25 protein-coding genes are annotated in these 23,708 nt (G+C 59.1%); 12 read left to right on the top strand and 13 right to left on the bottom strand.

Features of this window, described 5'->3' with window-relative positions:
• Positions 1 to 10 precede the first annotated feature (10 nt).
• From flgJ to AC07UI_RS20725, 6 genes are all read right to left on the bottom strand, one after another.
• Positions 11 to 1,288 carry a flagellar assembly peptidoglycan hydrolase FlgJ gene (gene flgJ, locus AC07UI_RS20700; RefSeq protein ID WP_494994249.1) on the bottom strand — a complete coding sequence of 426 codons (1,278 nt, stop codon included), beginning with the start codon at positions 1,286 to 1,288 and terminating at the stop codon, positions 11 to 13.
• Positions 1,289 to 1,298: 10 nt separating this feature from the next.
• Entirely contained in the window at positions 1,299 to 2,408 is a 1,110-nt protein-coding gene (locus AC07UI_RS20705) for a flagellar basal body P-ring protein FlgI (RefSeq protein ID WP_494994250.1), read from the bottom strand.
• 15 nt (positions 2,409 to 2,423) lie between these two features.
• Positions 2,424 to 3,119: a flagellar basal body L-ring protein FlgH gene (gene flgH / locus AC07UI_RS20710; RefSeq protein WP_494994251.1), complete on the bottom strand. Its 696-nt coding sequence runs from the start codon at positions 3,117 to 3,119 to the stop codon at positions 2,424 to 2,426.
• A 51-nt stretch (positions 3,120 to 3,170) separates the two neighbouring features.
• Positions 3,171 to 3,956 carry a flagellar basal-body rod protein FlgG gene (gene flgG / locus AC07UI_RS20715; protein WP_494994252.1) on the bottom strand — a complete coding sequence of 262 codons (786 nt, stop codon included), beginning with the start codon at positions 3,954 to 3,956 and terminating at the stop codon, positions 3,171 to 3,173.
• Positions 3,957 to 4,001: 45 nt separating this feature from the next.
• Complete coding sequence (locus AC07UI_RS20720; protein WP_494994253.1) at positions 4,002 to 4,742, bottom strand: flagellar basal body rod protein FlgF; 741 nt, start codon at positions 4,740 to 4,742, stop codon at positions 4,002 to 4,004.
• Between the two features lie 336 nt (positions 4,743 to 5,078).
• Complete coding sequence (locus AC07UI_RS20725; protein WP_494994254.1) at positions 5,079 to 6,650, bottom strand: sigma-54-dependent transcriptional regulator; 1,572 nt, start codon at positions 6,648 to 6,650, stop codon at positions 5,079 to 5,081.
• 404 nt (positions 6,651 to 7,054) lie between these two features.
• On the opposite strand from AC07UI_RS20725, the gene phhA reads away from it, so the two are divergent.
• The 6 genes from phhA (at position 7,055) to AC07UI_RS20755 (ending at position 11,538) form a co-directional block, all read left to right on the top strand.
• Positions 7,055 to 7,846 (top strand): phenylalanine 4-monooxygenase, encoded by a 792-nt coding sequence (gene phhA, locus AC07UI_RS20730; RefSeq protein WP_494994255.1) that lies wholly within the window; start codon positions 7,055 to 7,057, stop codon positions 7,844 to 7,846.
• A 70-nt stretch (positions 7,847 to 7,916) separates the two neighbouring features.
• Complete coding sequence (locus tag AC07UI_RS20735) at positions 7,917 to 8,273, top strand: 4a-hydroxytetrahydrobiopterin dehydratase (RefSeq protein WP_419119313.1); 357 nt, start codon at positions 7,917 to 7,919, stop codon at positions 8,271 to 8,273.
• The gene (locus AC07UI_RS20740) at positions 8,273 to 9,466 is read left to right on the top strand and encodes an amino acid aminotransferase (RefSeq protein ID WP_494994256.1); all 1,194 of its coding nucleotides are present in this window, start codon (positions 8,273 to 8,275) and stop codon (positions 9,464 to 9,466) included. The genes AC07UI_RS20735 and AC07UI_RS20740 overlap by 1 nt, the downstream gene beginning before the upstream one ends.
• A 338-nt stretch (positions 9,467 to 9,804) precedes the next feature.
• On the top strand, positions 9,805 to 9,936 hold the full coding sequence (locus AC07UI_RS20745) for a hypothetical protein (RefSeq protein WP_494994257.1): 132 nt from the start codon (positions 9,805 to 9,807) through the stop codon (positions 9,934 to 9,936).
• A gap of 75 nt (positions 9,937 to 10,011) precedes the next feature.
• Positions 10,012 to 10,194, top strand: a complete 183-nt coding sequence (locus tag AC07UI_RS20750; RefSeq protein WP_494994258.1) for a hypothetical protein — start codon at positions 10,012 to 10,014, stop codon at positions 10,192 to 10,194.
• A gap of 138 nt (positions 10,195 to 10,332) precedes the next feature.
• Positions 10,333 to 11,538, top strand: coding sequence for an MFS transporter (locus AC07UI_RS20755; protein WP_494994259.1), 1,206 nt, complete (start codon positions 10,333 to 10,335; stop codon positions 11,536 to 11,538).
• A gap of 1 nt (position 11,539) precedes the next feature.
• Here AC07UI_RS20755 and arfB read toward each other — a convergent pair whose 3' ends face one another.
• From arfB to AC07UI_RS20790, 7 genes are all read right to left on the bottom strand, one after another.
• The gene (arfB, locus tag AC07UI_RS20760; protein WP_494994260.1) at positions 11,540 to 11,953 is read right to left on the bottom strand and encodes an alternative ribosome rescue aminoacyl-tRNA hydrolase ArfB; all 414 of its coding nucleotides are present in this window, start codon (positions 11,951 to 11,953) and stop codon (positions 11,540 to 11,542) included.
• Positions 11,954 to 12,069: 116 nt separating this feature from the next.
• Positions 12,070 to 13,491 (bottom strand): amino acid permease, encoded by a 1,422-nt coding sequence (locus AC07UI_RS20765; RefSeq protein ID WP_494994261.1) that lies wholly within the window; start codon positions 13,489 to 13,491, stop codon positions 12,070 to 12,072.
• A 1,013-nt stretch (positions 13,492 to 14,504) separates the two neighbouring features.
• The gene (gene rluB, locus AC07UI_RS20770) at positions 14,505 to 15,734 is read right to left on the bottom strand and encodes a 23S rRNA pseudouridine(2605) synthase RluB (protein ID WP_494994262.1); all 1,230 of its coding nucleotides are present in this window, start codon (positions 15,732 to 15,734) and stop codon (positions 14,505 to 14,507) included.
• A 296-nt stretch (positions 15,735 to 16,030) separates the two neighbouring features.
• Entirely contained in the window at positions 16,031 to 17,017 is a 987-nt protein-coding gene (gene scpB, locus AC07UI_RS20775) for an SMC-Scp complex subunit ScpB (protein WP_494994263.1), read from the bottom strand.
• Positions 17,018 to 17,030: 13 nt separating this feature from the next.
• Positions 17,031 to 17,849, bottom strand: a complete 819-nt coding sequence (locus AC07UI_RS20780) for a segregation and condensation protein A (protein ID WP_494994264.1) — start codon at positions 17,847 to 17,849, stop codon at positions 17,031 to 17,033.
• Positions 17,850 to 18,479, bottom strand: coding sequence for an L-threonylcarbamoyladenylate synthase (locus AC07UI_RS20785; protein ID WP_494994265.1), 630 nt, complete (start codon positions 18,477 to 18,479; stop codon positions 17,850 to 17,852). It lies immediately after the preceding gene.
• 13 nt (positions 18,480 to 18,492) lie between these two features.
• A complete protein-coding gene (locus AC07UI_RS20790) occupies positions 18,493 to 19,356 on the bottom strand; it encodes a PHP domain-containing protein (protein WP_494994266.1) in 864 nt (287 codons plus the stop codon).
• A gap of 87 nt (positions 19,357 to 19,443) precedes the next feature.
• On the opposite strand from AC07UI_RS20790, the gene AC07UI_RS20795 reads away from it, so the two are divergent.
• The 6 genes from AC07UI_RS20795 (at position 19,444) to AC07UI_RS20820 (ending at position 23,702) form a co-directional block, all read left to right on the top strand.
• On the top strand, positions 19,444 to 20,040 hold the full coding sequence (locus AC07UI_RS20795; RefSeq protein WP_494994267.1) for a septation protein A: 597 nt from the start codon (positions 19,444 to 19,446) through the stop codon (positions 20,038 to 20,040).
• 1 nt (position 20,041) lies between these two features.
• Positions 20,042 to 20,341 (top strand): YciI family protein, encoded by a 300-nt coding sequence (locus AC07UI_RS20800; RefSeq protein WP_494994268.1) that lies wholly within the window; start codon positions 20,042 to 20,044, stop codon positions 20,339 to 20,341.
• A gap of 110 nt (positions 20,342 to 20,451) precedes the next feature.
• Positions 20,452 to 20,862: an SH3 domain-containing protein gene (locus AC07UI_RS20805; protein ID WP_494994269.1), complete on the top strand. Its 411-nt coding sequence runs from the start codon at positions 20,452 to 20,454 to the stop codon at positions 20,860 to 20,862.
• 7 nt (positions 20,863 to 20,869) lie between these two features.
• Complete coding sequence (locus tag AC07UI_RS20810; RefSeq protein ID WP_494994270.1) at positions 20,870 to 21,547, top strand: response regulator transcription factor; 678 nt, start codon at positions 20,870 to 20,872, stop codon at positions 21,545 to 21,547.
• 317 nt (positions 21,548 to 21,864) lie between these two features.
• Positions 21,865 to 22,302 (top strand): LTXXQ domain protein, encoded by a 438-nt coding sequence (locus AC07UI_RS20815; RefSeq protein WP_494994271.1) that lies wholly within the window; start codon positions 21,865 to 21,867, stop codon positions 22,300 to 22,302.
• Positions 22,303 to 22,367: 65 nt separating this feature from the next.
• Positions 22,368 to 23,702: a sensor histidine kinase gene (locus AC07UI_RS20820; RefSeq protein WP_494994272.1), complete on the top strand. Its 1,335-nt coding sequence runs from the start codon at positions 22,368 to 22,370 to the stop codon at positions 23,700 to 23,702.
• Positions 23,703 to 23,708: the final 6 nt, after the last annotated feature.

Here is a 23,708-nt window from a genome sequence, read left to right on the forward strand (position 1 = left end):
GATTCAAACCTTATAAATTCGTGGAAGCGCCCGCCGCAGCGTAGTTCTGGTAGCTCTTCATCTGTTTCGCTATCTGCGAAATCTTGCTTGCGTAATCCGGATCTGTTGCATACCCGGCTTTTTGCAATTCGCGTACAAACTGTTCTGGGTTATCGGCCGACTTCAGCACATCTTGATAGCGATTGTTGCTTTGCAACATGGTCACCAAGTCATGGAAGCTGTCCTGATAAGAGTCATAGGAGCGGAACTCAGCCGTCTCCTTGACCATCTCGCCATTTCTGAATTCGCTGGTGATCGCACGGGCCTGAGCGCCCTGCCAACTGCTGCTGGCCTTGATCCCGAACAGGTTGTGGCTGCTGGTGCCGTCCTGCTGACGCATCACCGATTTACCCCAGCCGGTTTCCAGCGCAGCCTGGGCGACCAGATAGCGCGGATCGACGCCGATCCGGTCAGCCGCCTGCTGCGCCAACGGCATCATGGTCGCGACGAATTCGTCAGGGGAATTGAACGACTGCCTGGCTGGCGCCAAGGGCGGCTGAGCCACTGCACGACCGTAAATCTGCATCTGTCCACGGGGCGCAACGGCACTTCGCGCGGTCAGCCGGTCACCCTTGATCACCGCATCCGTAGCGGCGGTGGTGCGGCTCGGCACAGCGGTTCTACCAATGGTATCCGTGGCATTCGCAGCCGAAGGAACAATCCCCGCCAGCAAGCGATCGGTCATTTTGCTCGGCAACGACAAACGTCGCTGATTGAGCAATGCCATGTCGTTATGCACCGCGCCATTGGCGGACTTGTGCGGGTCCACGGCGCGCGATGCCCACAGCGGACGCTGACCATTGAGACGAGTCAATGGGCCATCCACCGCGCTGGTGCCCGCGGCAATGGCAGTAGGCGTCGATACCCTGGTCTCTGGCGCGGCGCCCGGCAACGCTGACTCTGTGACAGCAGTGGCCGGGTGGGCTTTCGACATTTGCCGCATCAGCACGTCAGCCAGACCGATACCACCACCCTGACGAGACAAGGAAACCGCCAGCTGCTGGTCGTACATTTCCTGGTATTGCTTGGCCGCTGGCGTGTTGAGCGGATTGTCCTTGCCCAGCGCCTCGGTGGCCGAGCGCATGGATTTAAGCATTTCGCCGAGGAACAGCGATTCGAACTCCTGCGCGACTTTGCGCATGTTGCCGTCACTGTTCTTGTCGCCGACCTTGAGCTGGTTAAGCCGGTTGAGGTCGGAGTAAGCCCCCGAGTCGCCAGTGGTGACCAGACCGCTCTTGCGAATATCCATGGCCGCCATATCAGATCACGATCAGGTCGGCTTGCAAGGCGCCGGCCTGTTTCAAGGCTTCCAGGATTGCCATCAAGTCACCCGGCGCAGCGCCAACCTGATTCACCGCCCGGACGATTTCGTCGAGCGTGGTACCCGGACCGAACTTGAACATCGGCTTGGCTTCTTGCTGGGCACTGACCCGCGAGCGCGGCACGACCGCCGTCTGGCCGTTGGACAGAGGGCCCGGCTGGCTGACGATCGGGTCTTCGGTAATGGTCACGGTCAGGCTGCCATGGGTCACGGCGGCCGGTGACACCTTGACGTTCTGGCCGATCACAATGGTGCCGGTGCGCGAATTGATGATGACCTTGGCCACCGCCTGCCCCGGATCGACTTCGAGGTTTTCCAGGATCGACAGGTAGTCAACGCGCTGACTCGGATCCAGTGGCGCCGTCACCCGAATCGAACCGCCATCGATGGCTTGAGCGACCCCAGGGCCCAGCATGTCGTTGATCTTGTCGACAACGCGCTTGGCGGTGGTGAAGTCTGAACGGTTGAGGTTAAGAGTCAGGCTGTTGCCCTGATTGAAACCGCTCGGCACCGCACGCTCGACGGAGGCACCACCGGGAATCCGGCCGGCCGACGGAACGTTGACGGTGATCTTCGAACCATCGCGACCTTCAGCATCAAAACCACCGACCACCAGATTACCTTGAGCGATGGCGTAGACGTTGCCGTCGATACCCTTGAGCGGTGTCAGCAGCAAGGTACCGCCACGCAGGCTCTTGGAGTTACCGATGGAGGACACGGTGATATCCACCTGCTGCCCCGGCTTGGCGAACGCCGGCAAATCTGCACTGATCGATACCGCTGCGACGTTCTTCAACTGCACGTTGCCCGAGCCTGCCGGCACCTTGATACCGAACTGCGACAGCATGTTGTTGAAGGTCTGCAGGGTGAACGGGGTTTGCGTGGTCTGGTCACCCGTGCCGTTAAGCCCGACAACCAGGCCATAGCCGATCAACTGGTTGGAACGTACGCCCGAAATACTCGCGATGTCCTTCAGCCGCTCGGCATGAGCATCCAGGGAGATCGACAGCAAAACCATGGCCGCCATCAGGTGCTTGAAATTCAACATGGGGCGGGTCATCACCTAGAAAGGGAACAGCGGGCTGAGGAAGAAACGGTCGAACCAGCCTGGCTGACTCGTATCGGCAAACGAACCGGTACCCGAATACGTGATACGCGCATCGGCGATACGGGTCGAAGACACGGTGTTGTCGGTGGCGATATCGTCAGCTCGTACCAGACCGGCAATCCGCACCAGCTCATCGCCGGTATTGAGGGTCATCCACTTCTCGCCGCGCACGGCGATGATGCCGTTAGGCAAGACTTCAGCGACGGTCACGGTGATCGAACCGGTCAGGCTGTTGCCCTGCCCGGCCTTGCTGTCACCCTTGGTCGCGCGGTCACCGTTGTAGCTGGCGTCCAGACTCAAATCACCACTGCCAAACGGGTTATTGGTGTTGGGCGTACTACCGAACAGCGAGGTCAGGCCGATGCTGGTCTTACTGGTCTTGGCCAGTTGCGAGTTGGCATTTTTACTGGCCTGGGTTTTCTCGTTCAGGGTGATGGTGATGATGTCACCGACCCGGAACGCCTTGCGGTCACCGTACAGGTTCTGTTCGAAACCGGCCTGGTAGATTGAACCGTTGTTCGCCGCAGCAGGCAACGGCGTACGCGGCAACACCGGCGCGTAGTAAGGGTCATTGGGCTTCGGCGTCGGGCCGACACAGCCCGCGAGCACAGCGATCCCACTCAGTGCCAGAACAGAAACAAACCGATTCATGACCTTACCTCACGGTATTGCAGGCGACCTCAGGCCGCCCCATAGACTTGATTACAGATTCTGCGTTACGTACGAGAGCATCTGGTCGGCGGTGGAGATCACCTTGGAGTTCATCTCGTAAGCACGCTGAGTGGTGATCATGTTGACCATCTCCTCAACGGTGCTGACGTTGGAGGTTTCCAGGGTGTTCTGCAGCGTGGTCCCGAAACCGTTCAGGCCTGGCGTGCCGATTTGCGGCGCGCCGCTGGCGGCGGTTTCGTGGAACAGGTTGCTACCAGCCGCTTGCAGACCGGCCGGGTTGATGAAATCGGCGGTTTGCAGGTTGCCGATCACTTGCGACGCAGCGCTACCGGCGGTCGTGATCGAAACGGTACCGTCCTGGCCTACGGTGAAGGTTTGCGCATTGTTTGGAACGACGATCGCCGGCTCCAGAGCGAAGCCGTTGGCCGTCACGATCTGGCCGTTGGAGTCCAGGTGGAAGGTACCGTCACGGGTATAGGCGGTCGTGCCATCCGGTTGCAGTATCTGGAAGAAGCCGCGGCCATTGACGGCCAGATCCAGAGGCTGCTCGGTGGTTTGCAGGCTACCGGCAGTGAAGTTCTTCTGGGTACCGACAATGCGCACACCGGTACCCACTTGCAGGCCCGATGGCAACGAACTGTCCTGGGTCGACTGGGCACCTGGCTGACGCTTGATCTGGTACAGCAAGTCCTGGAACTCGGCACGGTCACGCTTGAAGCCCGTGGTCGAGACGTTCGCCAGGTTGTTGGAAATAGTCGTGAGGTTGGTGTCCTGGGCGGACAGACCTGTTTTGGCAACCCATAGAGCCGGAAGCATTCGATTCTCCTCGCGCGCCTGTTTTACGGCGCTACGTTCTGATAATTAGCTGATCTGCAAGACCCGAGCCATGGCCTGGTCGTCGTCTTTGGCGGTGTTCATCATCTTGATGTGCAGCTCAAACTGCTTGGACAGAGCCAGCACCGAGGTCATCTCTTCGACGGCATTGACGTTGCTCGACTCAAGGAAACCGGACACCACCTGCACGCTGGCATCAGCCACCACTGGCTTGCCGTCCATGGTATGGATCGAACCATCCAGGCCCTTGGTCATGTTTTTGAGGTCCGGCTTGACCAGCTTGATGCGGTCGACTTCAGCCATTACCCGCGGACCTTCGCCCATCGCACGGATACTGATGGTGCCGTCCTGACCGACTTCGATTTTCTGCTCTGGCGGCACGGCAATCGGCCCACCGTTGCCCAACACTGGCATACCGTTGCCGGCCCGCAGTACGCCAAGGGCGTCCACATTCATGCTTGCGGTGCGCACGTAACCTTCGCTGCCATCAGGCGTCTGCACGGCGATCCAGCCGTCGCCGCTCACCGCCACATCGAGGTCGCGGCCGGTTTCCACCATGGACCCGGCAGTAAAATCGGTTGCCGGACGTTCAGACAAAGCAAACGCCCGCGCCGGAAAGCTGTCGCCAAACACCGGCATCGAGCGCGCCTGCTCCAGGTCACGCTGAAAACCGTTGGTGGAGATGTTCGCCAGATTGTTGGCATGCGCCTTTTGCGCCAGTGCATTCTGGCTGGCGCCGGTCATTGCCACGTAAAGGTACTTGTCCACAGTCTTTCCTCTGTCTGCCGGACGTTTGCCGCCCACCGCTGTACTGCTGAGCCATAAGCAATAAGTGCACCAACTTTCTTTTGGTGGCTTGAGGGCAGGCAAACAAAGGACTTGATGGAATCAGAGGGGATTTATGAATTGTGTCAAAGACGAAAAACCGGCGCCGTTATGCCGCTTGCGGCGTATCAGCTGCCGCAGGCGGCGATCTTTTGATCTGATCGTTCCCACGCTCTGCGTGGGAATGCAGCCCGCGACGCTCCGCGTCACAGCTAAAGCGGACGCAGAGCGTCCAATGAGGCATTCCCACGCAGGAGCGTGGGAACGATCTTTTAAAGGTTATGCACTCGACTCTTGATCGTTCTTTCCCACCCCGTACTCGCGCAATTTGTTGGCGATGGTGGTGTGGGAAACCCCAAGTCGCTTGCCCAGTTGCCGACTGCTTGGATGCTCCGAATACAGCCGCTCCAGCACTGCTTTTTCGAAGCGCCCGACAATCGCATCCAGCCCTCCTTCCAGCGAAAAATCGCCGAGTGGCTGGCGCACGCCGTAGTCCGGCAAGCGGATATGCTCAGCTTTGACCGTCCCGCCATCACACAGTGAAACCGCCTGAAACAACACGTTCTCCAATTGCCGAACGTTGCCCGGCCAATGGTAATGACTGAGCCGATCCATCGCCGCCGGTGCCAGTTTCGGCAACGAGCAACCGATCTGCCGGCTGGCCTGATCGAGGAAGTGCTCCACCAGCGGTGTCAGACCGTCGAGACATTCGCGCAGCGGCGGAATATGCAGGGACAGCACATTGAGCCGATGGTAAAGATCCTGGCGGAACTCACCACGGGCACACAACTCGGACAGATCGACCTGAGTCGCGCAAATCACCCGTACATCCAGATAGACCTCTTCATCACTGCCGACCCGACGGAAACAGCCGTCCTGCAGAAAACGCAGCAGCTTGACCTGCAGGCGCGGGCTCATCTCCCCCACCCCATCAAGAAACAGCGTGCCGCCGGCCGTCAGCTCCAGCAGACCGAGCTTGCCTTCGGCCCGTGCACCTTCGAAAGCACCCGGGCCATAACCGAACAGCTCGGTCTCGGCCATCGACTCCGGCAACCCGGCGCAATTGAGTGCCATCAGCGGTGACTGCCCACGCGGGCTGGCCAGATGGCAAGCCCGAGCCAACAATTCCTTGCCGGTGCCAGTCTCGCCTTCAATCAGCAAGGGCGCGTCCAGCGGCGCCATGCGGCGCGCTTCGCGGACCACCGCCGCCATGATTTTAGAACTCTGAAAAATGCTGTCGAAGCCACGCAGCTCCTGTTTGCGCACATTGTAGATACGCTCACCGACCCGATCGGCCCGGTGCAGCGTGAGCACGGCGCCGGCCATGGCCTCACTGTCATCGTGCTCGGATTGCAGCGGCGCGATATCGGCCAAAAACACATCGCCCTTGACCTTGACCCTCAGGCCATTGATCCGCGACTTGTTGGCACGAACCAGTTCAGGCAAATCGAAATCTTCGGCATAGCGCGACAGCGGAATCCCCGGCACTTCATCCACCCGCACACCAAGCAACTGCGCAGCCGCGCGGTTTGCCGCAACGATGGAACCGCCCATATCGATAGACAGCACCGGAAACTCCAGCGCCCCCAACAACGCATTGAGTTCCATATGCCGACGCTCGCTGGGCATCAGCCCTACCCGCTTGACGCCGAACACCCCGGCAATCGCCTCGAACTTCGGACGCAACGCCTGGAACTGGATGTTGATCAGATTCGGACAATGCAGGTAGATCGCATTGCCGTGCTCACCGCCGACTTCCCCGCGGGCGACGTTGATCCCGTACTCCACCAGCAGATTGAGGATGTCGCGCAGGATGCCAATGCGATTCTGACAGTGGACTTTGATACGCATATAAAGGTCCGCAATTTTATTGGGAGATCGACGCTGCACCTTGTAGGAGCCGAGCTTGCTCGCGATGGACGTTAACGATAACGCGTGTTTTCTGAATGAACGCGCCGCCCTTGAGTCCATCGCGAGCAAGCTCGGCTCCTACAAGGTATTAAGACAAGGCCTGCCACTTTTTTTGCAGCCAGGCTCAGTTAGTCGTCAAGATTATGTGACAGTTACAGGCCTTTTCAAACCGACAAATCTCAATGAGTGTGGGATCGAGGTCGTTACGTAACGAAAACTTTACAAATAGCAGGGGAAATTCCCGCTTACGCTGCGACCAAGGTGCTGCAACTTGTTCTTCTCTGAGCTATCTCTATGGACATAGCTGGACATAACAAGAACGAATCCCCTCGCAGGAGAGCAGCATGAAGCAGACGCAATACGTGGCCCGCGAGCCCGATGCGCAAGGTTTTATCGACTACACCGCCGAAGAACATGCGGTGTGGAATACGCTGATCACTCGCCAACTGAAAGTGGTCCAGGGTCGTGCGTGCCAGGAATACCTGGACGGCATTGAAAAACTCGGCTTGCCTCACGATCGCATTCCGCAGCTCGGCGAAATCAATCAGGTGCTGGGCGCCACCACCGGCTGGCAAGTCGCCCGGGTTCCGGCGCTGATTCCCTTCCAGACTTTTTTCGAGTTGCTGGCCAACAAACAGTTTCCGGTGGCGACCTTTATTCGCACCCGCGAAGAGCTGGATTACCTGCAAGAGCCGGACATTTTCCACGAGATCTTTGGCCACTGTCCGTTGCTGACCAACCCCTGGTTCGCTGAATTTACCCACACCTACGGCAAGCTTGGCCTGCAGGCCTCCAAGGAGGAGCGGGTTTACCTGGCGCGGCTATACTGGATGACCATCGAGTTCGGCCTGGTCGACACACCGCAAGGTAAGCGCATCTACGGCGGCGGCATTCTTTCCTCACCCAAAGAAACGGTTTACAGCTTGTCCGCAGAGCCTGAACATCAGGCCTTTGACCCACTGGAAGCGATGCGCACGCCATATCGCATCGACATCCTGCAACCGCTGTACTTTGTCTTGCCTGACTTGAAGCGCCTGTTCGACCTGGCTCATGAAGACATCATGGGAATGGTCCAGCGCGGCATGCAGCTGGGCTTGCACGCACCAAAATTTCCGCCTAGGCCCAAGGCGGCTTGAGAACGGCAGCACTCGCGACGCTCTCAAAAAAATAGTAGTTTTCAATAAGAACCGAATTCAGGAAAACACCATGTCCACTCTGAACCAAGCCCATTGCGAAGCCTGCCGTGCCGACGCTCCTCAAGTCAGCGACGAAGAACTGCCGGTATTGATCAAGCAGATTCCTGACTGGAACATTGAAGTACGCGATAGCGTCATGCAGCTGGAAAAAGTCTTCCTGTTCAAAAATTTCAAATTTGCCCTGGCCTTCACCAACGCTGTCGGCGAAATCTCCGAGGCCGAAGGTCACCACCCAGGCCTGCTCACCGAGTGGGGCAAAGTCACCGTGACCTGGTGGAGCCACTCGATCAAGGGCCTGCACCGCAACGACTTCATCATGGCCGCGCGCACTGACGAAGTGGCCAAAGACGCCGAGGGCCGCAAATAATGCATTTCGATGCCATCGGTCGAGTGCCCGGCGACCCGATTCTCGGCCTGATGGAGGCCTACGCTTCGGATACCAACCCGCACAAATTCGACCTGGGCGTTGGCGTCTACAAAGACGCCCAGGGCCTGACGCCGATTCTTCAGTCAGTGAAGCTGGCCGAGCAACGGTTGGTCGACCGGCAAACCACCAAGACCTACATCGGTGGTCACGGCGACGCGGCGTTCGGCAAGGTCATCAATGAGTTGGTGCTGGGCGCGGACTCGGCCTTGCTCGCCCACCAGCGTGCTGGCGCGACCCAGACACCTGGCGGCACCGGCGCATTGCGTCTGAGCGCCGATTTCATAGCCCGCTGCCTGCCGGGCCGTGGCATCTGGCTGAGCAACCCGACCTGGCCGATCCACGAAACCATCTACGCGGCGGCTGGCCTCAAGGTCAGTCACTATCCGTATGTCGGCAGCGACAACCGCCTCGACGTCGAAGCCATGTTGGCGACTCTGAAACTGGCGCCCAAGGGCGACGTTGTGCTGCTGCATGCCTGCTGCCATAACCCCACCGGTTTCGATCTGTCCCGCGATGACTGGCGTCGGGTGCTGGAGGTCGTGCGCAGTCGCGAACTGTTACCACTGATCGACTTCGCCTACCAGGGCTTCGGCGACGGTCTGGAGCAGGACGCCTGGGCGGTACGCCTGTTCGCAGAAGCACTGCCTGAGTTACTGATCACCAGCTCCTGTTCGAAAAACTTCGGTCTGTACCGTGAACGCACCGGCGCACTGATCGTCTGCGCGGCCAATGCCGACAAGTTGCTGGATATCCGTAGCCAACTGGCCTTTATCGCCCGCAACCTGTGGTCGACACCGCCGGATCATGGCGCAGCGGTTGTCGCGACCATCCTTGGCGATCCAGAGCTGAAAAGCCTCTGGGCCGATGAGGTCGAGGCCATGCGCCTGCGTATTGCACAACTGCGTTCAGGCCTGGTGGAAGCCCTTGGCCCTCATGGTCTTGGCGAGCGCTTCGCGCACATTGGCGTACAGCGCGGAATGTTTTCCTACACCGGCCTGACTCCGACACAGGTGCAGCGCCTGCGAGAAAACCACAGCGTGTACATGGTCAGTTCCGGGCGCGCCAACGTCGCCGGTATCGATGCGACGCGCCTGGATTTGCTGGCTGAAGCGATTGCTGAGGTTTGCGCGTAATAATTTTGGCAAAGCACGGGCTCGCGGCTACGAAAATCTAATGTGGGAAGGGCCGGGCGACGCTTCGCTTGCTCGCGATGCAGGCGGCGCGGTTTATCAGAAAACCGTGTCATCGTTCATCGCGAGCAAGCCCGCTCCCACACTAGAGCTGTGGTGTTTTGCAGATTGCATCTCCTTCCCTGCTGGCTCCCCCCTTCACCTGTCTAGACAACCCCATCCGTCGTAACAACTGGATATAAAAGCCTTTTTGTCTTTTCCAGTGCTGTATGCTGCGCAGGCTTTTTAAAAGCGTGGATCTACCAGCGATTTAAAAACAGACCTTGCGAGGAGCGACTACGATGCACGAGATCCCTAATCTCCCCTTCCCAAGCCTGCACGAAACTGAGCAGACAACCCCGCGGCAAGCCGGCGCCCATCAGCCCGAGCCAAAAGAAGCAGCTGAACGCCGCAAGGCCGACAGCAAAGACTGAACGCGATACCCAGACCGTGTGGAAAGCGCTGATTCATGCGCTTTCCACACAGCCTGAACGCCAGAGACCCGAACCATGACCGACAATTTCAGCGAAACCCAAGCCGGCATCCTGATCGACACCGCTGAAAAAATGATCGAGGTCTGGAATCGCCTCACTCCAGAAAAACAAACCACCCTGCTGCAACGCTTCGGCACCCAGGAAAATGCGCTCGCCGCTCTGGTCGCCACTCAGATGCTGGCACCCGCCAAATCCTGATTTTTCTCATCCCGATCAAACCGCTGCCGGAACCTCATCGTCGGCGAGATAGTTTTTCGTTTTAGCCCCCCTGCATCGGCGCAACCATCGGTATCATAAGCAGCCTATCTATCCTGCTGCGCCAGTGGACCTTTACCGATGCCAGATACCCAACGCCCCATGGCGGTCACGCTGCAAGTCGTTTCCATCGTACTTTTCACCTTCATTGGCTATCTGAATATCGGTATTCCCCTGGCCGTGCTGCCAGGTTACGTGCACAGCGATCTGGGCTTCGGCGCGGTGATCGCGGGCCTGGTGATCAGCGTGCAATACCTCGCCACCCTGCTCAGCCGTCCTTATGCCGGCCGGATCATCGACAACCTCGGTAGCAAACGTGCAGTGATGTACGGCCTGGCCGGTTGCGGTTTGAGTGGTGTGTTCATGCTGCTCTCGGCCTGGCTGCAGAGCATGCCGGCCCTGAGCCTGATCAGCCTGTTGATCGGCCGACTGGTGCTGGGCAGCGCCGAAAGCCTGGTGGGTTCCGGCTCGATTGGCTGGGGTATTGGCCGGGTCGGCGCGCAGAACACCGCCAAGGTTATTTCCTGGAACGGCATCGCCAGTTACGGCGCGCTGGCCATTGGTGCTCCGCTGGGGGTATTGCTGGTCAATCAACTGGGACTATGGAGCATGGGCGTCAGCATTTTGTTGCTGGCTGCACTGGGCCTGCTGTTGGCCTGGCCAAAAATCGCCGCGCCGATCGTGGCCGGCGAGCGCTTGCCGTTCCTGCATGTATTGGGGCGAGTGCTGCCCCACGGTTGCGGCCTGGCCCTTGGCTCAATCGGTTTCGGCACCATCGCCACGTTCATTACGCTGTACTACGCCACTCAGCACTGGTCCAACGCCGTACTCTGCCTGAGCCTGTTCGGTACCTGCTTCATCGGTGCGCGACTGCTGTTCGGCAACCTGATCAACCGCCTCGGCGGCTTTCGTGTGGCAATTGCCTGCCTGTCGGTAGAAATCCTCGGGCTCTTGCTCCTGTGGCTGGCCCCGGACGCTCACTGGGCGCTGGCTGGCGCAGCGCTGAGCGGCTTCGGATTTTCGCTGGTATTCCCGGCCCTGGGTGTGGAAGCGGTGAATCTGGTACCGGCCTCCAGCCGTGGTGCGGCGGTCGGGGCCTATTCGCTGTTCATCGACCTGTCGCTGGGCATCACTGGCCCCTTGGCCGGGGCGATTGCGGCAGGCTTTGGTTTTGCCTCGATCTTCCTGTTCGCCGCATTGGCCGCCATGGCCGGTTTGATGCTGAGCATCTACTTGTACCGGCGAGCGCCGAAATACCGTGAAGAGCGCGCGGCCACTACTGCCTGAACTAGAAATCGACCTTGCCGCGCCCGGCCTTGATCGAGCCACGCTTGGTCTTGGATTCCAGCCGACGCTTCTTCGAACCCAGGGTCGGCTTGGTTGCACGCCTCTTCTTTTCGACCTTGGTGGCGCTGAGGATCAGCTCGGTCAGGCGCTCCAGCGCATCAGCGCGATTCTGTTCCTGGGTCCGATACTGCTGCGCCTTGATGATGATCACCCCTTCGCTGGTGATCCGGCTGTCGCGCAGCGCCAACAGCCGCTCCTTGTAGAACGGTGGCAAGGACGAAGCCGGTATATCAAAGCGCAAATGCACCGCGCTGGAGACTTTGTTGACGTTCTGCCCACCCGCGCCCTGGGCGCGAATTGCGGTCAAATCGATCTCGGCATCTGGCAGATGCACATTGTTGGAAATCACCAGCATGGAAAACGATCCGGTTTCAGGGCCTTCAGGATACGCGGGTCTACCCGTTTCAATAAACAAAAAGCCCAGAAACAACAAACCCGGCACAGGCCGGGTTTGTTGTCAGCAGGTTGCGCTTACTTCACCGCAGAACCGGCCACTCTCAACGCATGTTGAGCACTGCGCTTGTTCTTGATGCCGTAGCAAATCCACATGAATGCCACCCACACCGGAATCGCATAGACCGATATCTGGATGCCCGGAATCATCAGCATGACGCAGAGAATAAACACCACGAACGCCAGGCAAATATAGTTGCCGTACGGGTACCAGAGCGCCTTGAACAGCGGGGTCTGCCTGGTACGGTTCATATGCTGACGGAACTTGAAGTGCGAGAAGCTGATCATCGCCCAGTTGATTACCAGCGTCGCAACCACCAGCGACATCAGCAATTCCAGTGCATGTTGCGGGATCAGGTAGTTCAGCACCACAGCGACGAAGGTCACCGCCGCCGACGCCAGAATCGAACGCACCGGTACGCCGCGCTTGTCGATCTTCGCCAGCGCCTTCGGTGCATCACCCTGCTCGGCCATACCCAGCAGCATACGGCTGTTGCAGTAAGTACCGCTGTTGTACACCGACAACGCGGCGGTCAAGACAACGAAGTTCAGGATGTGCGCCGCGGTGTTGCTGCCGAGCATCGAGAACACCTGAACGAACGGGCTGCCGCTGTAGGCATCGCCGGACGCGTTCAAACTCACCAGCAGGCTGTCCCATGGGGTCAGCGACAACAGCACCACCAGTGCGCCAATGTAGAAAATCAGGATCCGGTAGATCACCTGGTTGATGGCTTTCGGGATCACGGTCTTCGGCTGGTCAGCCTCGGCGGCAGTGAAACCGAGCATTTCCAGGCCCCCGAAGGAGAACATGATGATCGCCATGGCCATCACCAAACCACTGACGCCATTGGGGAAGAAACCGCCGTGTTCCCACAGGTTGCTGACTGAAGCCTGTGGGCCGCCATTGCCGCTGACCAGCAGGTAGCTACCCAGGGCGATCATGCCGACGATGGCCACGACCTTGATGATCGCGAACCAGAACTCGGCCTCGCCAAAGACTTTGACGTTGGCCAGGTTGATCGCGTTGATCATCACGAAAAACAGGGCTGCCGAAGCCCAGGTCGGGACATCCGGCCACCAGTAGTGCACGTATTTGCCGACCGCGGTCAGCTCCGACATACCCACCAGGATGTAGAGGATCCAGCAGTTCCAGCCCGACAGGAAGCCGGCAAATCCGCCCCAGTATTTGTGGGCGAAGTGGCTGAACGAACCGGCCACCGGCTCTTCTACGATCATTTCGCCCAGTTGGCGCATGATCATGAAGGCAATGAAGCCGCAGATCGCGTAGCCGAGGATCATCGACGGACCGGCCGATTTCAGAACGCCGGCGGAGCCCAGGAACAACCCGGTACCGATCGCGCCACCGAGGGCGATAAGTTGAATATGGCGATTTTTCAGGCCGCGCTGAAGCGTACCTGAATGCGAGTTTTGTCCACTCATTAAAAGGGTCTCACGCAAGGTTTGATGATGTTCGTTTTACGTTGCTGCTTGAATACGGGTTTAAGCAGCACAGATCAAACCCCAGCGCAGGCACCAGGAGTTCAGCGTTTTTTCACGGGTCATGCGTCACCTGTTTGTTTTTATCTGTGACGAGATCGAACCCACCACGCTTGTGACGCGGCGGAGTGAACAAGGCGGATAGCCTTGAGTTTATTGGCCTTGGGCAATCGAGCGGGTTGCCGGGAGCAAAAGCTCGCAGCGAGTCATGACAGCCGACAGGCGCAAAATGCGCGGATACGCAGTTGAGTCACAGTTAAAACGCCGCGCATTGTACACCCGTAACCTCCTGCTGCCAGACACCGCTTGGTCAGCGCGGATCACGCAGCGTCAGGCTGGGGCTTGCTCGATGGTCTTCAATAGCAGCAAAGGAATGGACATACCCACATGGGTGGTCGCTAAGGGCGAAGTCGATTTCGCCTCGCAGAAAATGAGTCACAGCGTTCATTGCGCCTCCTTGTTGTTATGGCCTGCACGACAGGCATGGGGCGCATAACACCCTCACCAGCCTTGCGAAACAACCGGGGCAGAGCCTTGGAATAGCTCGCTTCAACACTTTTCCGGCAGGTTTTCCTTACGGTTGGGATGAATCGTCGATTCCATGGGTGGAAAGCTGGAATTTCGTAAATATTTGTTTACGAGGCGGCACGCAAAATTTCCAATACAGATCCGCCAGGGATTGGTCATTTGCTGAATCACAACGCCCATAAGATGGTGTTTGATGGGTGGTTTGTGTTTTAAGTGCAACACATGATCATTCCCACGCTCCCGCGTGGGAATGCATCCCGTGACACTCCGCGTCACTGCCGAAGCGGACGCGGAGCGTCCAAGGCGGCATTCCCACGCAGAGCGTGGGAACGATCAACACTAGTGACGCAGAGCGTGGGAACGATCAATACGAAGCGCAAAAAAAAACGCCAACCCTGGGGTTGGCGTTCTTGTTTGCAGCTTACCGCTTACTCAGGCTTGCGACGGCCAAAGCCTGGACGCTGACCGGAGCCGGCCGGTGCGCCACGGCGCTTGCCGGATGGCGCATCCCTGTCGACCAGGCCGATACCCGGACGTTTGGACTTTGGCCCAGGCTTGGCTGGACGCTTGGTGTCGGCCGGACGGTCTGCCACTGGCGTACCACGATCGCTGCGACCGCCTGCTGGAGCACCGCGACCGGTAGCCGGACGCGGAGTGCGTGGGCCGCGCTCGCCATCCTGACGTGGAGCAGGTTTGCGCGCCGGGCGCTCGCCTTCGATCTGCGGCTCACGGACTGGACGCGGGCCAGCGGCAGGTGCACCAGCGGCTGGACGCAGGGTCCGCACGCGCTCGGCCTTGCCAACCGGGCGGGACGATTTGCGTTGCATACGCTCAAGCTTGTCTTTGCTCTTGGCGTTCATCTGCGGCATGGCGACCGGCGTCAAGCCGACTTCAGCGCTGAGAATATCGACTTCGTACTGGCTCATTTCGCGCCAGCGGCCCATCGGCAGGTCGGAGTTGAGGAACACCGGACCAAAACGTACACGCTTCAGACGGCTGACCACCAGCCCCTGGGATTCCCACAAACGACGCACTTCACGGTTACGGCCTTCCATCACTACGCAGTGGTACCAATGGTTGAAGCCTTCGCCGCCCGGTGCTTGCTTGATATCGGTGAACTTCGCCGGGCCGTCTTCGAGGACCACGCCGGCCTTGAGCCGCTCGATCATCTCGTCATCGACTTCGCCACGCACACGCACCGCGTACTCGCGGTCCATTTCGTAGGAAGGATGCATCAGACGGTTGGCCAGCTCACCGTCGGTGGTGAACATCAGCAGACCGGTGGTGTTGATGTCCAGACGGCCAATGTTGATCCAGCGACCTTCTTTCGGACGCGGCATTTTATCGAACACGGTCGGACGGCCTTCAGGGTCGTCACGGGTGCAGATTTCGCCGTCGGGCTTGTTGTACATGATCACGCGGCGCACCGACTCGGCGGCCTCTTCACGCTTGATCACCTTGCCATCGATAGTGATGGCGTCATGCAGGTCGACGCGCAGGCCAAGGGTGGCATCTTTGCCATTGACCTTGATCCGGCCATGGCTGATCCAGGCCTCTACGTCACGGCGCGAGCCAACGCCGATACGGGCGAGGACTTTCTGCAGTTTTTCGCCTGCTGGGCCGATTTCCTGGCTGTCTTTCTGGTCGTTGTCACTCATCTGGGCACCTCCCGGTGTGGTCTGTTCAGGCCTGGCCTGAAGCGTTGAAAGCTGGTCTTTGGGCGCAAGGATCGCCAAAGGGTCGCGAATCATACGCGCATGGCGCTGTTCGCGCATCAGAGACTAGCGGATAAACGGTCGGTTAGTTGTTTTTCCGCCGACCGGTGAGGGGAAAGGTGATCAGATCGTTCCCACGCTCTGCGTGGGAATGCCGCCATGGACGCTCTGCGTCCGCCTTCGGCTGCGACGCAGAGCGTCACGGGATGCGTTACCACGCAGAGCGTGGGAACGATCAATCACTCATCCTCCAGCAAGCGTCTTTCGTTCTCGATCGCTTCGGCGAGCGCCTGGGCCTCGGCTTCTTCGTCGCTCAGGACTGGTGCAGTTTGTTCCAGCGCGGCGACAGCGGCCAGCAGTTTGGCGCGGGCCTCTGCGACGCCGATAAGGTCGTCTTCCTGCTCTTCCTCAGTTTCGGCTTCAGCCTCAACGTGAAGCTCAACCTCAATTTCGGGTTGTGCTTCGGCTTGGACTTCGGTCTCGCTCTCGACGCTGGTCTCGTTCACTGCCCCATCCCGAAGCAAATCGTCGAAGTCGGTCTTGATCCCTTCCTCCATCGAGTCCAGTTCCAGCAACAGGGTATGGAAGCTGGTTTCGTCTTTCGGTTCTTCCGGCTCGGCGCTGGCATCGGCCAGCTCTTGCAGGCTCTGCGGCACTGGTGCGTCGTCGAAATCGAGAATCGGATCGGGCTCCAGCTCACGCAGTTCGGCCAGCGGCGGCAGGTCGTCGAGATTTTTCAGGTTGAAGTGGTCGAGAAAGGCTTTGGTGGTGGCGAACATCGCCGGTTTACCTGGCACTTCGCGGTAACCAACGATGCGGATCCACTCACGTTCGAGCAGGGTTTTGACGATATGACTGTTGACTGCCACACCGCGCACATCCTCAATCTCGCCCCGAGTTATCGGCTGGCGATAGGCGATCAAGGCCATGGTTTCCAGCATGGCCCGGGAATAACGCTGCGGCCGCTCTTCCCACAGTCGCCCAACCCAAGGCGAGAACTTCTCGCGAATCTGCAGGCGATAACCGGATGCGACTTCCTTGAGCTCAAAGGCCCGGCCGTCACAGGATTTGCGCAAGATCTCCAGGGCTTTCTTGAAAACCGGCGGTTCCGGCCGCTCACCCTCTTCGAAGAGCTCAAACAGACGTTCCATGGTTTGCGGCTTTCCCGAGGCCAACAGAAAGGCTTCAAGCAATGGCGCCAGCTCGCGGGGTTCACTCAGATTCATTGATTTCGGCTCGTTATTCGGCTCGCGCCCGCACATGGATAGCCGTAAAAGGCTCATTCTGCACCAGCTCGACCAAAGATTCCTTGACCAGCTCGAGGATTGCCATAAAGGTCACCACCACACCCAGGCGGCCTTCTTCAGCGGTGAACAGCTCGACAAAGGGCACGAAGCCGCCGCCCTTGAGGCGTTCGAGTACATCACTCATGCGCTCACGGGTAGACAACGCCTCGCGGCTGACCTGATGGCTTTCGAACATATCGCCACGGCGCAGGACTTCGGCCATGGACATCAGCAACTCTTCCAGGCTCACGTCCGGCAACAATTTGCGCGCCCGGGCTTCCGGGGCATCGAGCCTGGGCACCACCACATCGCGCCCTACCCGGCTCAACCCGTCGATGCCTTCTGCCGCGGCTTTGAAGCGTTCGTATTCCTGCAAGCGGCGGATCAGCTCGGCGCGCGGATCGTCTTCTTCCACCTCGATCTCGCTAGACCGAGGCAGCAGCATCCGCGATTTGATCTCGGCGAGCATTGCCGCCATGACCAGGTACTCGGCGGCGAGCTCCAGGCGCACCGACTGCATCAACTCGACATAGCCCATGTACTGGCGGGTGATTTCCGCCACCGGGATGTCAAGAATGTTGATGTTCTGTTTGCGGATCAGGTACAGCAGCAGGTCCAGCGGGCCTTCGAAGGCTTCGAGGAAAACCTCGAGCGCATCCGGCGGGATGTACAGGTCCAGCGGCATTTCCATGACCGCCTGGCCATAGACCATGGCGAACGGCAGTTCTTGCTGCGCTCCCACCTGGCTGTCCACTGATTCGACTGCAGACATCTAGGCTTCGACCGTGAACGGCGCCGGGTCGCCGCAACCGACACGGATCACTTCAGGCTCGCCATCAGCCAGATTGATCACCGTGGACGCCTTGATGCCGCCGAAACCGCCATCGATGATCAGATCGACTTGATGCTCAAGCATTTGGCGCATCTCGTAAGGATCGCTCATTGGCTCAGTCTCACCGGGCATGATCAGCGTCACGCTCATCAGCGGCTCCCCCAACTCTTCAAGCAACGCCAGGGCAATCGGATGGCTCGGCACCCGCAGACCGATGGTCCGCTTCTTGGGGTGCAGCAACAGGCGCGGGACTTCGCGGGTAGCGTTGAGAATGAACGTGTACGGGCCCGGCGTATGGGCCTTGAGCAAGCGAAAGGTACCGGTATCGATTTTGGCGAACAGCCCCAGTTGCGACAGGTCGCTGCAGATCAGCGCGAAGTTGTGCTTGTCGTCCAGTTGCCGCAAACGACGGACACGTTCGATGGCGTTCTTGTCGCCGATCTGGCAACCAATGGCGTAGGAGGAGTCAGTTGGATAGATCACCACCCCACCGGACCTGATGATCTCAACAGCCTGTTTGATCAGGCGCGCTTGCGGGTTTTCCGGATGAATCTGGAAAAATTGACTCACATTCTCTACCTGTTCAGACGGCGGCAATAATTGGGTCATGTTTGAACCGACACCAAAGCGGCGGCAGATCCTCCGGGAGCGGACGGTATTCGCCAATCTCGGACCAGCCTCCAGGTCCATGGAAATCACTGCCGGCGCTGACCAGCAGCCCAAATTCACGAGCCAGAATAGCCAGGCTGCCCACCTGCTCGGCGGGCTGATGGCCATTGACTACCTCAATCGCGTGGCCACCCGCTTGAATATAGTCGGCAATCAGGCGACGACGTTTGCTGCGAGTGAAATCGTAGTGCCAAGGATGTGCCAGGCTGACCCAGGCGCCCGCCGCACGCAGCGTCTCGACGGTTTCCTCCAGGGTCGGCCAATGCTGCTTGACGTCCCCCAGCTTGCCGGCGCCCAACCATTTGCGAAATGCCTCGGCGCGGTCCTTCACGAAACCGGCACGTACCAGGTAATCAGCGAAGTGCGGTCGAGCGGGTGCATTGCCGCTGTCCCCCAACTCCTGCTGAACCGCCCGGGCACCTTCCAGCGCTCCCGGCATGCCTTTGAGCGCAAGTTTGCGGCTGATTTCTTCGGACCTTAGCCAGCGACCGTGGTGCAACTTGCCGATGGCCTCGACCAAAGCCGGGGCATTAATGTCGAAACCATAGCCCAATACATGAATGGTCGCACCGCCCCAGGTACAGGACAGTTCGACACCGTTGATCAGTTGCATACCCAGCGCAACCGCTGCACTGCGGGCCTCTTCCAGGCCTTCGAGGGTGTCATGGTCGGTCAAGGCCAGGACTCGCACGCCTCTCTCGAAGGCACGCGCAACCAGTGCCGCAGGCGCCAGGGCGCCATCGGAGGCCGTGCTATGGCAGTGCAAATCAACATTCACAGGACTCTGTAACCTCAAATCAGCTGGCGCTTTCGCGGCCTAAGATGTTTGTTATTATGCCGCCACATCCTGCTTCTGGCTGCCACTGTGAAACAATTCATCGACTTCATCCCGCTGTTCCTGTTTTTCATCGTCTACAAAATCGATCCTCGGGTCGTCGACATCGCCGGCCATGAGCTGACTGTAGGCGGTATTTACAGCGCCACCGCGATGCTGATCATCAGTTCACTGGTGGTTTACGGCACGTTGTTCGTTTCCCAGCGCAAGCTGGAAAAAAGCCAATGGCTGACGTTGATCGCCTGCCTGGTCTTCGGCAGCCTGACCCTCGCCTTCCACAGCGAAACCTTCCTCAAGTGGAAAGCCCCGGTGGTCAACTGGCTATTCGCCGTGGCTTTTGCCGGTAGCCATTTCATTGGTGACCGACTGCTGATCAAACGCATCATGGGCCACGCGCTGTCCTTGCCGGACCCGGTCTGGACCCGCCTGAACATTGCCTGGATCGCGTTTTTCCTGTTCTGTGGCGGTGCCAACCTGTTCGTGGCCTTTACCTTCCAGAGCTACTGGGTCGACTTCAAAGTCTTCGGCAGCCTGGGCATGACTCTGCTGTTCCTGGTCGGCCAGGGTATCTACCTGTCCCGCCACCTGCATGACGCCGACACCACCACTCCGAAAACCGAGGACTGACATGCTTTACGCAATTATTGCTACAGACGTCGCCAATTCCCTGGAAAATCGCCTGGCTGCACGCCCCGCGCATCTGGAGCGGCTGCAACAGCTGCAGGCCGAAGGTCGCGTGGTGCTGGCAGGTCCGCACCCGGCCGTCGACAGTAATGATCCGGGCTCTGCAGGTTTTACCGGCAGCCTGATCGTCGCCCAGTTCGACTCGCTGACGGCCGCCCAAGCCTGGGCCGATGCCGATCCGTACATCGCGGCAGGTGTCTACGCCAGTGTTCTGGTCAAGCCATTCAAGCAAGTCCTGCCGTAAAGTGTCCCTTGCGCGGTGAATCCTGTCGGTTCATCGCGCGCTCAATCGCTCATTATTCTCGTTTAACGGCCGACAACTTGCCTAACACTCGATTGGAATCAGGAGTTCCGATGCGCCAAGGTCCGTTGTGTCTGCTGTTGGTCATGTTATCGATCGGGGTCCCTGCCCATGCCGAAGAACGCTCTGATTCGGGCAATTCAACGCCTCTGTCCCTGAGCGCCGGCAGTCAGATCACCGAGTTGCAGCAGCGTTTGAAAGAAAGCGAACGCCAGCGCGATGAGCTGAACAAACAATTGCAAAGTGCCGATGCCGAACGCGAGAGCGCCCAGCTGACCCGTCTGCACCAAGAGAACCAGCGCCTCAAGCTGCAACTCAAGGAAACCCAGGCCAGCTCGGTACCGCACCTGCTGACCGATCAGCAGCGGTGGTTCGTCACCGGTGCCGGAGTAGCGCTATTGGCCCTGCTCTGCGGTATCTTCGCCAGTGGCGGACGTAGACAACGTCGGCAATGGCTAAATTGAGTGAGTCATGAGCGACCTGTTACTGATAGATGATGACCAGGAGCTGTGTGAGCTCCTGACCAGTTGGCTGAGCCAGGAAGGCTTTCAGGTGCATGCCTGCCACGATGGCCTGAGCGCTCGCCGCGCCTTGGCCCAAGCCGCGCCAGCCGCCGTGGTGCTGGACGTGATGCTGCCTGACGGCAGCGGTCTGGAGCTGCTCAAGCAACTGCGCAACGATCATCCGGATTTGCCGGTGCTGATGCTCTCGGCCCGCGGCGAGCCGCTGGACCGCATTCTCGGTCTGGAATTGGGCGCTGACGATTACCTGGCCAAACCCTGCGATCCACGGGAGTTGACCGCCCGTTTGCGCGCCGTGCTGCGTCGCAGCCATCCGACGGCGGTGTCCAGCCAGCTCGAGCTGGGTGACCTGTGTTTCAGCCCGGTCCGTGGCGTAGTCAGTATCGATGAGCAGGAATTCACCCTGACCATCTCCGAGAGTCGCTTGCTTGAAGCGCTGCTCAAGCAACCGGGCGAGCCGCTGGACAAACAGGAACTGGCGCAGATCGCTCTGGGACGCAAACTGACGCTGTATGACCGCAGCCTGGACATGCACGTCAGCAACCTGCGCAAAAAGATCGGACCACACCCTGATGGTCGTCCACGCATCGTTGCCCTGCGCAGCCGCGGCTACTACTACAGCCTGTAAGCCCGACACCATTTCCTGTAGCAGCTGCCGAGCCCGCGAGGCTGCGTTCGGCTGCGCAGCAGTCGTAAAAGCAAACAGCTCGATCTTTCAGGTTGCCCGAGTTGTCCGGATCACGACTGCTTCGCAGCCGAACGCAGCCTTCGGCAGCTGCTACACAGGTCATGCTTCGTCAGGAAGAAATCGGCAAAGTACTGGATTTGTCAGGTCCGTCCAAAAACATCTTTACCCAAGCTTTACGCTCCGCTGACCGCCGCTGACCTTGATCTCCGTAATCTGCACACATCCGGACTCACCGGAATCGAAACAGGAGATACACGATGCGCAAGACCCTTATCGCTCTGATGTTCGCGGCTGCCCTGCCGACTGTTGCCATGGCGATGCCAGAAGGCTCGGGCCCGATGGGTCCAATGGACGGCCCGCGCTACAGCGAGCACATGCACGGCAAAGGTCCGTACAGTCAACTGGACCTGAGTCGCGAACAGCGTCATCAGATTGGCAAAATCATGGGCGAACAGATGCGTGAGCGTCAGCACCTGATCGAAACCTACCTGGAAAAACTCTCGCCAGCCGATCAGAAAGCCTTGAAAGACGAAATGGCTGCCAGACACAAGAAAGCCGAAGCCGAGATTCGCGGCCTGCTGAAACCTGATCAGCAGAAGCAATTCGACGAGATTCAGAAAAAGCAGGCCGAGCGTCGCGCTGAATGGGCCGAATTCCAGGCCTGGAAAGCGCAACAAGCGAAAAAAGCGCAATAATGCGTTAGCGCTCATTTCCAGCCCAACGGTTCACGCCGTTGGGCTTTCTTTGTTGAGGACTTCCCGTGCGTTCATTGTTCTGGCGCATCCTAGCCAGCTTTTGGCTGGCCATCGCCCTGGTTGCAGGGCTTTCGATCCTGCTCGGGCACATGTTGAATCAGGACGCCTGGATCCTCAGCCGCCACCCCGGCCTCAATACCCTGGCCGAAGACTGGACACAAACCTTTGAGACCCAAGGCGAAGAGGCTGCGCAAGATATTCTTGAGCAACGCAAGCGCCAGTATCACATCGATGTCCAGGTGCTCAATGAAAGTGGCGACCCGGTGGTGCATGGCACCTTTCCACGTCGCGCGGCCGCCTTCGAAGCACGGCAAAACAATGATGACCGACGCCTGCCGTGGCGCCGACTGACCGTCGAATACACCAGCCCGAAAACCGGTGATACCTACCTGCTGATCTACCGTATTCCGCACCCCGAACTGAATGCCTGGCACCGTGAGAGCCTGCTTTGGCCACTCAGCGCCTTGGGTATCGCATTGGTGGTGCTGACCTTATTCAGTCTGCTGGTCACTCTCTCCATCACCCGCCCCCTTAGCCGTTTGCGCGGCGCGGTGCACGACCTTGGCCAGACCACCTATCAACAAAACAGCCTGGCGAAACTGGCCAATCGTCGCGATGAGTTCGGCGTGCTGGCCAACGACTTCAACCGCATGGGCGCACGCCTGCAAAGCCTGATCGGCAGCCAGCGGCAATTGCTTCGCGATGTCTCCCACGAACTCCGTTCTCCACTGGCCCGACTGCGTATCGCCCTGGCATTGGCAGAGCGCGCCACCCCTGAAGAACGAGAAAAACTCTGGCCACGGCTGACCCGCGAGTGTGATCGCCTGGAAGCCTTGATCAGTGAAATTCTGGTGCTGGCACGGGTGGATGCCGACAACGCCAGTGCTGAAGAGATTGATCTCAATGGGCTGCTGAACAACCTGCAAAAAGACGCCTTGCTCAACTCAGCCGAGCAAAACGTGAGGATTGAGATGGAATCACAGCTGAGTCTCAAGGGTTGGCCAACGATGATCGAACGCGCCGTGGATAACCTGCTGCGTAACGCCCAGCGCTTCAATCCGGCAGGGCAGCCGATTGAAATGCTGGCGTTACGGCGGGGGGAAAGGATTGTCATCAGCGTGCGCGACCATGGGCCGGGCGTTGACGCTGAACATCTGAGCCAATTGGGTGAACCGTTCTACCGAGCGCCCGGCCAGACTGCTCCGGGGCATGGCCTCGGGCTGGCGATCGCCCGCCGGGCGGCGGAACGACATGGCGGTAATTTGATCCTGGCCAATCACCCGGAAGGCGGATTCATTGCCAGCCTGGATTTGCCGTTGGTGCCCGGGACGGTCGCGTAGATGATA

The sequence above is a fragment of the Pseudomonas sp. GW821-FHT04C07 genome (genome assembly GCF_059420325.1).